This window comes from Halomonas getboli (assembly GCF_023094245.1).
Classification (GTDB): Bacteria; Pseudomonadota; Gammaproteobacteria; order Pseudomonadales; family Halomonadaceae; genus Halomonas; species Halomonas getboli.
Map to the genome: position 1 here is coordinate 475,774 of NZ_JALMEW010000002.1, position 14,547 is coordinate 490,320.

At 66.1% G+C, this 14,547-nt stretch carries 14 protein-coding genes; 6 read left to right on the top strand and 8 right to left on the bottom strand.

The window, feature by feature from the left end; all coding sequences use genetic code 11:
- Positions 1 to 17: 17 nt before the first annotated feature.
- Positions 18 to 1,154 carry an aminotransferase class V-fold PLP-dependent enzyme gene (locus MYL53_RS07160; RefSeq protein ID WP_247852928.1) on the top strand — a complete coding sequence of 379 codons (1,137 nt, stop codon included), beginning with the start codon at positions 18 to 20 and terminating at the stop codon, positions 1,152 to 1,154.
- Between the two features lie 84 nt (positions 1,155 to 1,238).
- Here MYL53_RS07160 and MYL53_RS07165 read toward each other — a convergent pair whose 3' ends face one another.
- From MYL53_RS07165 to MYL53_RS07200, 8 genes are all read right to left on the bottom strand, one after another.
- The gene (locus tag MYL53_RS07165; RefSeq protein ID WP_247852929.1) at positions 1,239 to 1,847 is read right to left on the bottom strand and encodes a Yip1 family protein; all 609 of its coding nucleotides are present in this window, start codon (positions 1,845 to 1,847) and stop codon (positions 1,239 to 1,241) included.
- Between the two features lie 106 nt (positions 1,848 to 1,953).
- Positions 1,954 to 2,856: a heme o synthase gene (gene cyoE, locus MYL53_RS07170; protein ID WP_247852930.1), complete on the bottom strand. Its 903-nt coding sequence runs from the start codon at positions 2,854 to 2,856 to the stop codon at positions 1,954 to 1,956.
- Positions 2,856 to 3,185: a cytochrome o ubiquinol oxidase subunit IV gene (gene cyoD / locus MYL53_RS07175; protein ID WP_247852931.1), complete on the bottom strand. Its 330-nt coding sequence runs from the start codon at positions 3,183 to 3,185 to the stop codon at positions 2,856 to 2,858. The genes cyoE and cyoD overlap by 1 nt, the downstream gene beginning before the upstream one ends.
- Before the next feature lies 1 nt (position 3,186).
- On the bottom strand, positions 3,187 to 3,801 hold the full coding sequence (locus MYL53_RS07180) for a cytochrome o ubiquinol oxidase subunit III (protein ID WP_247852932.1): 615 nt from the start codon (positions 3,799 to 3,801) through the stop codon (positions 3,187 to 3,189).
- Positions 3,801 to 5,825 carry a cytochrome o ubiquinol oxidase subunit I gene (gene cyoB, locus MYL53_RS07185; protein WP_247852933.1) on the bottom strand — a complete coding sequence of 675 codons (2,025 nt, stop codon included), beginning with the start codon at positions 5,823 to 5,825 and terminating at the stop codon, positions 3,801 to 3,803. The genes MYL53_RS07180 and cyoB overlap by 1 nt, the downstream gene beginning before the upstream one ends.
- A gap of 3 nt (positions 5,826 to 5,828) precedes the next feature.
- Entirely contained in the window at positions 5,829 to 6,800 is a 972-nt protein-coding gene (cyoA, locus tag MYL53_RS07190) for a ubiquinol oxidase subunit II (protein WP_247852934.1), read from the bottom strand.
- Positions 6,801 to 7,099: 299 nt separating this feature from the next.
- Positions 7,100 to 7,780 carry a CBS domain-containing protein gene (locus MYL53_RS07195; protein WP_247852935.1) on the bottom strand — a complete coding sequence of 227 codons (681 nt, stop codon included), beginning with the start codon at positions 7,778 to 7,780 and terminating at the stop codon, positions 7,100 to 7,102.
- A gap of 108 nt (positions 7,781 to 7,888) precedes the next feature.
- Positions 7,889 to 8,608 carry a DeoR family transcriptional regulator gene (locus MYL53_RS07200; protein WP_247852936.1) on the bottom strand — a complete coding sequence of 240 codons (720 nt, stop codon included), beginning with the start codon at positions 8,606 to 8,608 and terminating at the stop codon, positions 7,889 to 7,891.
- A 278-nt stretch (positions 8,609 to 8,886) separates the two neighbouring features.
- On the opposite strand from MYL53_RS07200, the gene MYL53_RS07205 reads away from it, so the two are divergent.
- The 5 genes from MYL53_RS07205 (at position 8,887) to MYL53_RS07225 (ending at position 14,505) form a co-directional block, all read left to right on the top strand.
- Entirely contained in the window at positions 8,887 to 9,720 is an 834-nt protein-coding gene (locus MYL53_RS07205) for an outer membrane protein OmpK (RefSeq protein WP_247852937.1), read from the top strand.
- Positions 9,721 to 9,798: 78 nt separating this feature from the next.
- Entirely contained in the window at positions 9,799 to 11,067 is a 1,269-nt protein-coding gene (locus MYL53_RS07210) for a NupC/NupG family nucleoside CNT transporter (RefSeq protein ID WP_247852938.1), read from the top strand.
- Between the two features lie 89 nt (positions 11,068 to 11,156).
- Positions 11,157 to 11,939, top strand: a complete 783-nt coding sequence (deoC, locus tag MYL53_RS07215; RefSeq protein WP_247852939.1) for a deoxyribose-phosphate aldolase — start codon at positions 11,157 to 11,159, stop codon at positions 11,937 to 11,939.
- Complete coding sequence (deoA, locus tag MYL53_RS07220; protein WP_247852940.1) at positions 11,939 to 13,267, top strand: thymidine phosphorylase; 1,329 nt, start codon at positions 11,939 to 11,941, stop codon at positions 13,265 to 13,267. The genes deoC and deoA overlap by 1 nt, the downstream gene beginning before the upstream one ends.
- The gene (locus tag MYL53_RS07225; RefSeq protein WP_247852941.1) at positions 13,264 to 14,505 is read left to right on the top strand and encodes a phosphopentomutase; all 1,242 of its coding nucleotides are present in this window, start codon (positions 13,264 to 13,266) and stop codon (positions 14,503 to 14,505) included. Before deoA ends, MYL53_RS07225 begins: the two co-directional genes overlap by 4 nt.
- The last annotated feature ends 42 nt before the right edge of the window (positions 14,506 to 14,547 follow it).

The window sequence follows — 14,547 nt, forward strand, 5'->3', positions numbered from 1 at the left end:
ACAACATGGAGACAGCAATGGCCGGCTTACTGCCCGATGTCGACCCCGATGGACTGCTCGAGTACTCGGTGGTCTACACGGATCGTTCCCTCAACCACATGTCGCAGTGCTTCCAGCAGGTGATGCGCGACATTTCCACCTCGCTGAAACGCGTCTATCGCGCCCACTCGACGGTCATCATTCCCGGCAGCGGCACCTTCGGCATGGAGGCCGTCGCGCGGCAGTTCGCCACCGACCGGCGCTGCCTGGTCATCCGCAACGGCTGGTTCAGCTACCGCTGGCACCAAATCCTGGAGCGCGGCCAGATCCCGTCCGATCTCTATGTGCGCAAGGCGGTGCGGCTCGACGACGACGATCCGACCTCGCCCTTCACGCCGCCGCCCATCGAGGAAGTGCTCGAGGCGATCCACGACCAGCAGCCCGATCTGGTGTTCGCGCCCCACGTCGAGACCTCGTCCGGCGTGAAGCTGCCCGACGACTACATCCAGCGCCTGGCCGAGGCCATCCACGAGCAGAACGGCCTGCTGGTGCTCGACTGCATCGCCTCCGGCACCGACTGGGTCGACATGCAGGACACCGGCGTCGACATCCTGATCAGCGCCCCGCAGAAGGGCTGGAGCGGCTCGCCCTGCTGCGCCATGGTGATGATGTCGCGCCTGGCCCGCGAGATCATCGAGGAGACCGAAAGCTCGAGCTTCGCCTGCGACCTCAAGAAGTGGCTGTCGATCATGGAGACCTACGAGGCCGGCGGCCACGCCTATCACGCCACCCTGCCCACCGATGCCCTGCGCATCCTGCGCGATGCCGTGGCCGAGGCCGAGGCCTACGGTCTGGAGAAGCTCCGCGACGAACAGCTCGAGCTCGGGCGACGGGTGCGCGAGCGCCTTGCCGAGCATGGCTACCGGAGCGTAGCGGCCCCCGGCTTCGAGGCACCCGGCGTGGTGGTGAGTTACACCCGGGATCCCGATCTCCCCATCAAGTTCGCCGCCAACGGCCTGCAGGTCGCCGCCGGCGTGCCGCTGATGTGCAACGAGGGCGATGACTTCCGCACCTTCCGCATCGGCCTGTTCGGCTTCGACAAGCTGCACGACGTCGATCGCACCCTGGCGACCCTCGACAAGGCCCTGACGCATATCGAGAGCACCGATATCTAGCCGAATCAGGCGTCATCACGACGAACGCCGAAGGGCGGCCCGCGGGCCGCCCTTCGACGTTCTTGCGGGACTCGCCCGAGGGTATCAGCTACCGATCAGGGACAGGATGATGCGTTCGCCATAGCCCCACAGCAGCACGGTGATGCCCAGCAGCGCCTCCAGCACCAGCACCCCGATGCCCAGGGTCGCACTGGAGACGATGAAGCCCTCCTCGCTGTCGATGCCGAGGAAGGACGGGATACCGAGATACAGCAGATAGGCCGTATAGCAGAGCCCGATCACCCCGGCCAGCATGCACAGCCAGATCAGCGGATAGATCGCCACGATGCCGCTGACGAACATCGGCGTGGCCACATAGCCGGCGAACACGATGCACTGGCTCTGGCTCGGCGGCTTGGTGAAACGCTTGGCCATGTAACGGATCACCTTGCCCACCGCATAGACGGCCGCCAGGATCACCAGATAGAAGACGATCCCGGCGCCCAGGGCGTCAAGATAGCCCAGCTGAATGGTCGTGCCCCCACCGAGACTCCACCCCACCTGGGTGGTGCCGATGTAGGAACAGACGACGGGAATGGCTGCCAGCAGCAGCACGTGGTGCTCGTAGAGGTGGGTGAGCGTCTCGCGCTCTTCCTTGATCTGCTGCCACTCGCGCTTCGGATGGGCAAGGATGCCCCAGGCATGTGTCAACATGGCACTCCCTCCTGCCGGGGACGGGCCAGGGCGGCCCGCCACACGTGTGTCTTCACCGGCAAGTATAGGCAGAGACCGGGGAGGTCTTCCGCCAACGGTAGAGCGCTTACCCCAGGGCAGCCATCAACGGTGTGGTCGGCAGCAGGCTGGATTCCACCGACATCATCACGCTCAGTGCGGTGATGGTGAGGATGGAAAAGCCGAAGACGCGCTTGGCCCAACGCTCGGCGTTGGTGGTCCAGTAGCCCTGCATGGCCAGGTACAGCCAGTAGATGCCCATCACCAGCGCCACGGCGAAATAGCCCGGTCCGGCATAGCCGGCCACGCTCAGCGCCAGGGAGGCAAAGACGAAGGCTACCACGTAGCCCAGGATGTAGTGCTTGGCGGTACCGATGCCGCGCACCACGGGCAGAACGGGAATCTTCGCCGCCTCGTAGTCCTTGAAGCGGAAGATGGCGATGGCATAGGAGTGCGGCATCTGCCACAGGCAGAAGATCACCAGCAGCGTCAGCGCACCGACATCGAACTGGCCGGACACCGCACAGTAGCCCACCACCGGCGGCATGGCGCCGGACAGGCTACCCACTAGGGTGCCATACTCGGAGCTACGCTTCAGCCACAGGCTGTAGGCACCCACGTAAATGGCGAACCCGAAGGCCGCCAGGCCCACGGTCAAGGCGTTGGTGAACACCGCCAGCAGCGCGAAGCCCGCGACCCCCAGGAGGGTCGCGAAGCGCAGCGTCTCAGCGACCGACAGCCGCCCCTGCACGAGGGGCCGGCTGCGAGTACGCTCCATCACCGCATCGATATCGCGATCGATGACGTTGTTGTAGGCGCACCCGGACGCGATCACCAGGGACAATCCTGCCAGCGTGGCCAGCAGCAGCCAGGGATCGATCTGGCCCTGGGCGGCCAGGAAGAAGCCGCCCAGTACCGAGATGGCATTGCCACCGATGATCCCCGGCTTGGTCAGAGCCAGATAGTCCCGACGCCGAGAGGAGGTCGCCATCACCCGATCATCATGTTGAGATGCAGGTTGTGCATGATCCATAAGGAACCTCCGATGACCAGGACCAGGATCGACACGGTGAAGACGAAGGCCGTGACGTTCCAGCCTTCATCGGTCTTGGTGCTCATGTGCATGAACAGGATCAACTGCACGAGCACCTGAGCCACCGCGGTAGCCACGATGATCAGCACGGTGGCCGAAGTGGCGAAGGATCCCGTCATCACCACCCCGAACGGGATGATGGTCAGCACGATGGACAGGATCAAGCCGATCACATAGGACTTGACGCTGCCGTGGCTCTGCTCGGCATGAGAGGCGTGTCCGCTCATATCACAGGACTCCCATCAGGTAGACGAAGGAGAAGACGCAGATCCAGACAATGTCCAGGAAGTGCCAGAACAGGCTCAGGCACATGATCCGCGGGCGCGTCATGTCGGTCAGCCCCTTGGTCTGCACCTGGATCAGCATCACCAGGATCCAGATCAGGCCGAAGGTCACGTGCAGACCGTGGGTGCCGACCAGGGTGAAGAAGGCCGACAGGAAGGCGCTGCGATCCGGACCGAAGCCTTCATGGATCAGGTGCTGGAACTCGTAGACTTCCATGCCGACGAAGCCTGCGCCAAGCAGGAAGGTGATCGCCAGCCAGGCCTTCACCTGGGACGCGCGATCGGCGTTCATCGCCAGCACCGCCATCCCGTAGGTGAAGCTGGAGAACAGCAGCAGGAAGGTCTCGACCAGAACGAAGGGCAGTTCGAAGATCTCACCGGGCGTCGGACCATCGGCCGTGCCCTTGAGGAGCACGGCGAAGGTGGCGAACAGCGACCCGAAGATGATCAGGTCGCTCATCAGGTAGACCCAGAACCCGAAGAGCTTGGTGCCCGAGGTGTCGTGGTGATCGTGCTCGTGAGCATGATCCCCGTGGTTGCTCAGGGTATCAGTAGACATTACGCCTGCCCCCCTACCTGGGATGCATAGGTTGAAGACTGCGGAACGCCACGCTCGACGCTCTTACGGTGCTCGCGCTCGATGCGCTCGACTTCCGCGGCGGGCACGTAGTAGTCGACGTCTTCACGGAAGATGCGCGCCATGAACACACCGAACATGCCGAGACCACCGACGATGGCGAGCCACCAGATGTGCCAGATCAGGGCGAAGCCGAACACGATGGAGAGACCACCGATGACCGGACCTTCCCAGGTGTCCTTGGGCATGTGAATGTCCTGATAGGGACCTTCGGACAGCGGCGTCTTGCCACCGTTCTCTTGCTTCATGCGCCAGAAGTCGTCGACACCCTGGATCTCGGGCAGATGCGCGAAGTTGTAGAACTGCGCGGGAGAAGAGGTCGCCCACTCCAGGGTACGGCCGTCCCAGGGATCGCCGGTGAGGTCCAGGTTCTGCTTGCGATCGCGGATACTGACGTAGAACTGGATCACGGTGCAGGCAATACCGCACATGATGATCACGGCACCGACCCAGGCGACGATCATCAGCGGCTGCCAGTCACTGTTGGCGTAGGACTGCATGCGACGCACGGCACCGAAGAAGCTCAGCACGTACAGCGGCATGAAGGCAACGTAGAAACCGACCAGCCAGCACCAGAAGGAGCGCTTGCCCCACTTCTCGTTGAGGGTGAAGCCGAAGGCCTTCGGGAACCAATAGGTCAGGCCCGCCAGCATGCCGAACACCACGCCGCCGATGATGACGTTGTGGAAGTGGGCGATGACGAACAGGCTGTTGTGCAGCACGAAGTTGGCCGCCGGAATGGACAGCATCACACCGGTCATGCCACCGATGGAGAAGGTGATGATGAAGCCCAGGGTCCACAGCACCGGCGAGGTGAACTCGATCCGGCCGCGGTACATGGTGAACAGCCAGTTGAAGATCTTCACCCCTGTCGGGATGGCGATGATCATCGTCATGATGCCGAAGAAGGCATTGACGTTGGCGCCGGCGCCCATGGTGAAGAAGTGGTGCAGCCAGACGATGAACGACAGCACGGTGATGGCGACGGTCGCCCACACCATGGTGCCGTAGCCGAACAGACGCTTGCGCGCGAAGGTCGCGATGACCTCGGAGAACACACCGAACGCCGGCAGGATGAGGATGTAAACCTCAGGATGGCCCCAGGCCCAGATGAGGTTGACGTACATCATCATGTTGCCGCCGAAATCGTTGGTGAAGAAGTGCATCCCCAGGTAACGATCGAGCGTCAGCAGTGCGATGGTCGCGGTCAGGATCGGGAAAGAAGCGATGATCAGGACGTTCGCGCACAGCGATGTCCAGGTGAAAATGGGCATGCGGAAGAGCTTCATGCCCTTGGTGCGCATCTTGATGATGGTGACGAAGAAGTTGATACCGGTCAGGGTCGTGCCGATACCCGATATCTGCAGCGCCCATATCCAGTAATCCACCCCGACGCCGGGACTGTACTCTATGCCCGATAGTGGCGCATAGGCCAGCCAGCCGGTCTGGGCGAACTCACCCACCACCAGGGAGATGTTGACCAACACCACGCCCGCCGCGAACAGCCAGAAGCTCAGGTTGTTCATAAACGGGAAGGCCACGTCACGCGCACCGATCTGCAGCGGCACCACCAGGTTCATCAGACCGATGACCATGGGCATGGCGACGAAGAAGATCATGATCACGCCGTGGGCGGAGAAGATCTGGTCATAGTGGTGCGGCGGCAGAAAGCCTTCGGCACCACCCGCGGCCAGCGCCTGCTGGCTGCGCATCATGATGGCGTCGGCGAAGCCGCGAATCAGCATCACCAGCGCCACGAGGAAGTACATGATGCCGAGCTTCTTGTGGTCGATGGAAGTGATCCATTCCGTCCACAGATAGCCCCACTTCTTGAAGTAGGTCAGCGCTCCCACCAGCGCGAGCCCACCGATCGCGATGACCGCAGCGGTCACCATGATGATCGGCTCGTGGAAAGGAATCGCCTCCAGAGTCAGTTTTCCGAACATAATTTACTCCGCTGCCTCCGCGCTCACAGACTCGCCATGGGCGTCGGCGGCTTCTTCGCCGTGGCCAGCGCCATGGCCTTCGCCCGCGAGGGCCGCCATGTACTCGGCGTGACGACCGCCAGCCTTGAAGCTCTTGATGATGCTCTCGTAGAGAGAGGGGGATACCTCGGAGAAGTACTCGACCGGATTGGCCTCGCTGGGCGCGGCCAGGGCATAGTACTCATCGGGATAGGTCAGGGACTCGGACGATTCGCGCACCTTCTCGACCCAGGCATCGAAATCCTGCTGGGTGCCCACATGGGCGTCGAAGATCATGTCGGCGAAGCCCGCGCCGCTGTAGTTGGTAGAGCGACCGGCGTAGACGCCCGGCTCATCGGCGACCAGGTGGACGTCGTTATCCATGCCGGCCATGGCATAGATCTGACTGCCCAGACGCGGGATGAAGAACGAGTTCATCACGGAGCCCGAGGTGACACGGAAGTGCACCGGGGTATCCTCGGGGAAGGCCAGCTCGTTGACGGTGGCGATGCCCTGCTCGGGATAGATGAACAGCCACTTCCAATCCAGCGAAACGGCCTGGATCTCGATGGGATCCTGCTGTTCTGCGGTCGGCTCGATCGGCTTGTGCGGGTCCAGGCTGTGCGAGGTGTACCAGGTCAACACCGCCAGGAAGACGATGATCACACAGGGTACGAACCACACGACCGCCTCGATCAGATTGGAATGGTGCCAATCCGGGCGGTAGGAGGCTTCGCGGTTACTGCGGCGATAGCGCCAGGCGAAGAGCAGCGTCATCACGATCACGGGAATGACCACGATCTGCATCAGACCGAAGGACGTGAGGATCAGGGTTCGCTGTTCTTCCCCGATCTGGCCCTTGGGGTCCAGCAGTGCCGAGCTGCACCCCGCCAGCAACAGGGGCAACACCGCCAGCAGCAAGACTCCGAGCTTGCGCAGGTGGGGAGTTCGATTCATGTTTCGACCTCGTCAGGCTTGGCGACAGGAAAAATCCTGCTGACTAGTAGCAAGCTACACAAAGGCCGAGACCTGTCCTGCGCCGGTTGACCCATGACCGCAGCAAAGGCTAACCATCGTGGAAAGGGCTCGGCTCACTCATGGCCAAACCCTCACGAACGCCGTGGTGGCGCGTGCGAAAAGGGTCCGGCCGCAGGGAGCGTATTGTGTAGCAAACGAGGAAAAGAGGAAAGTGACGATTTGCCGCAGGGGTGCGCACCACCCGGTCGCGGCGGGCCGCCGCGCCGGCGATGCGACCCTCAGTATCCGCCCATTCCCTTTGGCATGAAACCGATGTGATTCTCGACCGAGGCAACCCCGGGAGCATTTTCCGCCGCCACCTGCACGGCGAGGCGCTGTTCCTGACTGTCGACCAGCCCCCAGAGTTGCACCTGGCCGTCGCTGACGATCACGTTGAGGCGTTCGACCATCACTCCGGTGTGTCGTTCCACCTCCTTCAGGATAGTGTCGCGAATGTCCCGATCTCCGACGCCGGACGGCACCGAAGGTTCCGCCACCGAAAAGGCGCGCAGCAGATTGGCCCGGCTAACGATGCCCACCAGCCGGCCCTCGCGCACCACCGGCACCCGCTTGATGCGATGCTTCTCGAGCAGCCGCGCGATCTCAGGCAGCGGGCGGTCCTCGGCAATGGTGACGGGCTCCGGCGTCATGACCTCGTGGGCCTTGCGGCCATGGGTCTTGACGTACTCCCCGGGATCCGTGATCTCGAACATCCTCAACCACCAGGCCTTGTCGCGCCGATCGTCCTCGGCGCGTCGGATCAGGTCGCCCTCGCTGACGATGCCAAGCACGCGGTCGTCGTCATCGACGACCGGCACGGCACTGATGCCATGCTCGAGCAGCAGGCTGGCGATCTCGCGCACCTCGCTGTCCGGCGACACGGTGATCACATGGGGCGTCATGACATCTGCAGCGCGCATGGCAACGTCTCCGAGGCTATGAATGAGGCGCGGGACACGCCCCTCGCCCCTTCAACATAGCCACTTTCCGGCGTCCGACCTTGACGGCGAGCAAGATCCGACACGACATCAATCGTCGATGCCCTCCTCGGTGATCACCTCGTCGATATCCTCGAGCCCTCCGAAGCGGGCCGGGCGCACCATCCCGCGCTTGCTGGCATCGACCACTAATATTCGGCGCTGGGCGGTAGCGATGGCGGCCTGCTTGGGCGCCACCTCGTGGAAGTGGAAGCAGCTCAGTCCCTGACGCTCGTCCACGCCGGCGGCCGTCAGGAACGCCTTGTTGAGACCGAAGCCGCGGATCTCCTCGGCCATCTGATCGCTGGAAAAGGAACGCGAGGAATCGTGAAAGGCGCCTCCCAGCAGCCACAGCCGCACGCCTGGCCGCTTGCTGACCGCCTCGGCGATATTGAGCGCATAGGTCACGACCGTCAGCGACATGCCATCGGGCAGGCTGGCCGCCAGCGGCGTCAGGGTGGTGCCGCAGTCGATGAACAGGGTGTCACCCTCTGCCAGGGTAGCCAGTGCCCGCTCGCACAGCTGCCGCTTGACCTCTGCGTTGCGATCGCGCTGCACGGCCAGGTCATAGACCGACGCATGGCGCGGATCGCTGGCCAGCATCAGATAGCCGCCGATCAGCACCAGGCTACCGTCGGACCCGGCCAGGTCCCGGCGGATGGTCATCTCCGACACGTCGCACAGCGCCGCCGCCTCGGCCAGGCGCAGGCTGCCGCCCTGCCCCAGGGCCCGCTGCAGGCGCATCAGCCGCCCTTCACTTCGTTCGTTCAACTGCACTCCCTCTCGCTGTTGACTCTCTCGGGCCCGAGCGGCGTTCGCCGCGCTCGTTCCCCGCGTTGGCGTCCCCGGCCCTTCTGAGGGTTGCGACGCCGAATGTGATTAAAATAACATTGCCATGTTACTCAAATAACAAGCACGCCGCGCGCCATACCGTTCGCCCGTCACGACCGGGCCCGTGATCCCAGTCGACGTGAGCGACGCCCGGCCGCGTGCCCGGCACCTCACCCGACAACAACCGTCACAAACAACGTTCAGAGAAGCCGATCCCCATGACGATTTCCCTCGCTCCCCGCCACAGCGTTTCCCTGGCCGGCCTGCTGCTGGGCGCCACCGCCCTGCCCGCCGCCGCGTCCGACGATGCCGCCGCCACGGCCCTCACGCCCCAGTGGTCGTTCGCCAACGTCTCGGTCAACTATCTCGACTGGTCCGACGGCACCGAGGAACGCACCTCGACCAACGCCGCCAAGGGCGACTTCTTCTACCTCGAGCTCGAAGGCGGCGTCGGCTTCGACTGGGGCGAATTCTACGGTTTCTACGACGCCGAGAACCCGCATAACGATACCGCCGAGGAAGACGGCCGCGACAACCGTCGCAGCGCCGCCAAGGTCACCTCGCACATCTATCTCGGCGAATCGCCCTTCTCGCTGTACTTCCACGTCTACGATTTCCGCGACTACGGCTACGACAGCGAGGAACAGGACCGCGTAGTCGGCTTCGGCTATCGCCACACCTTCGCCAATGGCCTGTGGTTCAAGCCGTTCATCGGCAAGGCCTGGGTCGAGAGCGACGGCAACAGCTACAGCGGCGAGAACGGCTACATGGCCGGCTGGGTGCTGGGCTACGACTTCCAGGCCTTCGGCGAGGCCTTCAGCCTGACCAACTGGCACGAGCAGACCTTCGAGCGCGACGACGAGTACCTGCGCAGGAACTACGTCAACGGCCCGGCCGGCGAGCTGGGCACCAACGGCGCCGTGGCGCTGTGGTGGCACCCGATCGACGAGATCACCACCGGCGTGCAGTATCGCTATTCGAACAACAAGCTGGGCACCGCCGGCGAGTACCAGAATGCGATGATCTATACCCTGAAGTACAACTTCCTGTAACCTGCCGCGCCTCGTGACCCATCGCCGGCCCCGAGGCGCGTCGCGCGCGCCTCTGCCATCAACCACAAGGACATCCCCATGACCTTGCTCATGAGCCTGATCGGCATCGCGACGCTGATCGCCATCGCCGTGCTCTTTTCCAGCAATCGCCGCGCGATCCGCCTGCGCACCGTGGGCGGCGCCTTCGCCATCCAGGCCGGCATCGGCGCCTTCGTGCTCTACGTGCCGGCCGGCCAGGCCGTGCTCGCCACCGTCTCCGACGCCGTCAGCCAGGTGGTGCTCTATGCCGACGACGGCATCAGCTTCCTGTTCGGCGGCCTGGCCGACGCCGAGTCCTCCGGCTTCATCTTCGCCGTCAAGGTGCTGCCGATCATCATCTTCTTCTCCTCGCTGACCGCGGTGCTCTACTACCTCGGCATCATGCAGTGGATCATCCGCATCCTCGGCGGTGCGCTGCAGAAGGCGCTCGGCACCTCGCGCACCGAGTCGCTCTCGGCCACCGCCAACATCTTCGTCGGCCAGACCGAGGCCCCGCTGGTGGTGCGCCCCTTCATCGCCAAGATGACCGAATCGCAGCTGTTCGCCGTGATGTGCGGCGGCCTGGCCTCGGTGGCCGGCTCGGTGCTGGCCGGCTACGCCGCGCTGGGCATTCCCATGGAATACCTGGTCGCCGCCTCCTTCATGGCCGCCCCCGGCGGGCTGCTGTTCGCCAAGCTGCTGCTGCCCGAGACCGAGGCGCCCGAAGACAGCGTCTCCGCCGCCGAGGAGCGCCTCGACGAGGAAGAGGACCATCCCAGCAACGTGCTCGACGCCGCCGCCTCCGGCGCCAGCTCCGGCCTGATGCTGGCCGCCAACGTCGGCGCCATGCTGCTGGCCTTCATCGGCCTGATCGCGCTGGTCAACGGCATCCTCGGCGGCATCGGCGGCTGGTTCGGCTACGATTCACTGAGCCTCGAGATGCTGCTCGGCTGGCTGTTCTCGCCGCTGGCCTTCCTGCTCGGCGTGCCCTGGAACGAGGCCACTCTGGCCGGCTCCTTTATCGGCCAGAAGCTGGTGGTCAACGAGTTCGTCGCCTACATCAACCTGGCGCCCTACCTCAGCGGCGACCAGATCGTGGCGGCCACCGGCGAGGCGCTGTCTCGGCACACCGCCGCGATCCTGTCGTTCGCGCTGTGCGGCTTCGCCAACCTGTCGTCCATCGCCATCCTGCTCGGCGGCCTGGGCAGCATCGCCCCCAGCCGGCGTCACGACATCGCCCGCCTGGGCCTCAAGGCCGTGCTCGCGGGTACCCTTTCCAACCTGATGTCCGCTACCCTGGCCGGCTTCTTCATCGCCCTCGGGGCCTGAACCGGCGACACCGCGGCCCGCTCGGCCGCGGTGTACTCTGTCAAACAGGCCCCTTTTCTACCGGACCACGTCTCTACAGGACCCCGTCAATGACCGATCTGCAACGCGTCGCCCGCCAGGCCCTGCCGCTGCTCGACCTCACCAGCCTCAACGACGATGACACCGACGCCACCGTCGAGGGCCTGTGCCAGCGTGCCAAGACGCCGATGGGCACCCCGGCAGCGATCTGCATCTACCCGCAGTTCATCGTCCCGGCCCGCCGCGCGCTGACCGCCCATCGCCTGAACGACAGCGTCAAGATCGCCACCGTCACCAACTTCCCCGACGGCGACGACGACGTGATGCGCGCGGCCCGCGCCACCCGCGAGGCCGTGGCCTCCGGCGCCGACGAAGTCGACGTGGTGTTCCCCTACCGCGCGCTGATAGCCGGCGACGAAGGCGTGGGCCAGGACCTGGTCGAGATGTGCAAGGCCGCCTGCGGCGATGCCACCCTCAAGGTGATCCTCGAGACCGGCGAGCTCAAGGACCCGGCGCTGATCCGCCGCGCCGCCGAACTGGCCGTGGAAGGCGGCGCCGACTTCCTCAAGACCTCCACCGGCAAGGTCGAGATCAACGCCACCCTGGAAGCCGCCGAGATCCTGCTCGAGGTGATCCGCGACAGTGGCAAGGACATCGGCTTCAAGGCCGCCGGCGGCGTACGCACCACCGAGGATGCCGCGGCCTACCTGGAGCTCGCCGAGCGCATCATGGGCGCCGGCTGGATCTCCCCGGCCCACTTCCGCTTCGGCGCCTCCGGCCTGCTCGACGACCTGCTGATGAACCTCGGCGCCTTCGACGCCCCGGCCGCCGACGGCGACGAGGACGACTACTGATGCTTCCCCAGGAAGCCATCCGCGCCAAGCGCGACGGGCGGCCGCTGCCGCCCGACGCCATCCGCGAGCTGGTTTCCGGCATCGCCGACGGCCGCCTCGCGGACGCCCAGGTCGGCGCCCTGGCCATGGCCATTTATCTGCAGGGCATGGACGACGCCGAAACGGTGGCCCTCACCGAGGCCACCCGCGACTCCGGCGAGGTGCTCGACTGGAGCGGGCTCGACCTGCTCGGCCCGGTGCTCGACAAGCACTCCACCGGCGGCGTCGGCGATCTGGTCTCGCTGGTGCTCGGCCCCTGGGTCGCCGCCTGCGGCGGCCACGTGCCGATGATCTCCGGGCGCGGCCTCGGCCACACCGGCGGAACCCTCGACAAGCTCGAGGCGATCCCCGGCTACTCGGTCACCCCGGACACCGCCACCTTCCGCCGCCTGGTGAAGGACGCGGGCGTGGCGATCATCGGCCAGACCGGCAGCCTGGCCCCGGCCGACAAGCGCCTCTACGCGGTGCGCGACGTCACCGCCACCGTGGAGTCGCTGCCGCTGATCGTGGCCTCGATCCTGGGCAAGAAGCTCGCCTGCGGCCTCGACGCCCTGGTGATGGACGTCAAGGTCGGCAGCGGCGCCTTCATGCCCACGCCCGAGGCCTCCCGGGAGCTCGCCACCGCCATCGCCACGGTAGCCAGCCGCGCCGGCACGCCGACCACCGCGCTGCTGACCGACATGAGCCAGCCCCTGGCACCCTGCGCCGGCAACGCCGTGGAGGTGCGCGAGGCGCTGGCGGTGCTGACCGGCGAGCGCCGCGGCGGCCGCCTGCTCGAGGTCACCCGCACCCTGGCCGCGGAAATGCTGCTGGCCGGGGGCCTGGCCGCCGACCGCGGCGCGGCGTTCACCCGGCTCGACGAACGGCTGGCCTCCGGCGCCGCCGCCGAGCGCTTCGCGCGCATGGTGGCGGGCCTCGGCGGGCCGAGCGATCTGCTCGAGCGCGCCGACGCCCACCTGCCCGCCGCGCCGGTGGTGCGCGAGGTCCGCGCCGCGCGCGCCGGCCATCTCGGCGCCATCGACACTCGGGCCGTGGGCATGGCGGTGGTCGAGCTCGGCGGCGGGCGCCGCCATCCGGCGGACGCCATCGACCCGGCCGTCGGCCTGTCCGACATCGCCGCGCTGGGCGCGGCCGTCACCGCCGGCCAGCCGCTGGCCCGCATCCACGCCCGCAGCGAGGCCGACGCCGAACGCGCCGAGGCCCAGCTGCGCGACGCCCTCACGCTGAGTGACGCGCCCTGCCCCGCCCCACCACTGATTCAGGACACCATCCGTCGGGAGGTCCCATGACCCGCGCCATCGTGCTCGTTCTCGATTCCTTCGGCCTCGGCGCCACCCCGGACGCCGAGGCCTTCGGCGACGCCGGCGCCGACACCCTGGGCCATATCGCCGAGGCCTGCGCGTCCGGCGCGACCGACGGCGAGAACCGCCAGGGTCCGCTCGCGCTGCCGAACCTCGGCCGGCTGGGCCTGTTCCACGCCCACCACGAGAGCACCGGCGCCTGGGCCGCCGGCGTCACGCCGCCGGAGACTGTCGACGGCGCCTACGGCATCGCCCGGGAGGTCTCGTCCGGCAAGGACACGCCCTCCGGCCACTGGGAGATCGCCGGCGTGCCGGTGCGCTTCGAGTGGGGCTACTTCAGCGAGCGCGAGCACAGCTTCCCGCCCGAGCTGCTCGAGGCGCTGGTGCGCGAGGCCGGCCTGCCCGGCGTGATCGGCGACTGCCACGCCTCCGGCACCGAGATCATCGCCCGGCTCGGCGAAGAGCACGTCGCCAGCGGCAAGCCGATCGTCTACACCTCGGCGGACTCGGTGTTCCAGATCGCCGCCCACGAGCAGGCCTTCGGCCTCGAGCGCCTCTACGAGCTGTGCGAGATCGCCCGCCGGCTGCTCGAGCCCTACAACATCGGCCGGGTGATCGCGCGTCCCTTCACGGGCCAGAGCGCCCACGACTTCGCCCGCACTGGCAACCGCCGCGACTACAGCGTCGAACCGCCCGCACCCACGGTGCTGCAGAAGCTGCATGACGACGGCGGCAACGTGGTGGCGATCGGCAAGATCGCCGACATCTACGCCCACTGCGGCATCACGCGCACCATCAAGGCCAGCGGCCACGACACCCTGTTCGATGCCACCCTGGATGCGATGGCCGAGGCCGGGGAGCGCTCGCTGATCATGACCAACTTCGTCGACTTCGACATGGTCTACGGCCACCGCCGCGACACGGCCGGCTACGCCGCCGCCCTGGAGGCCTTCGACGCCCGCCTGCCCGAGCTGCTGGCGCGCCTCGAGGACGACGACCTGCTGATCCTCACCGCCGACCACGGCTGCGATCCGACCTGGCCCGGCAGCGATCACACCCGCGAGCACATCCCGGTGCTGGCCAGCGGTGCCGGCCTGGCGCCCGGCTCGCTGGGCATCCGCGAGAGCTTTGCCGACATCGGCCAGAGCCTGGCCGCCCACCTCGGCCTGGCGCCCATGGATGACGGCGAAAGCTTTCTACCGGCTCTCAACGCCCAGGCACGCTAAGACCCGGCCCGCCGAGCCCCGGACCGACACGACCAAGGAGAC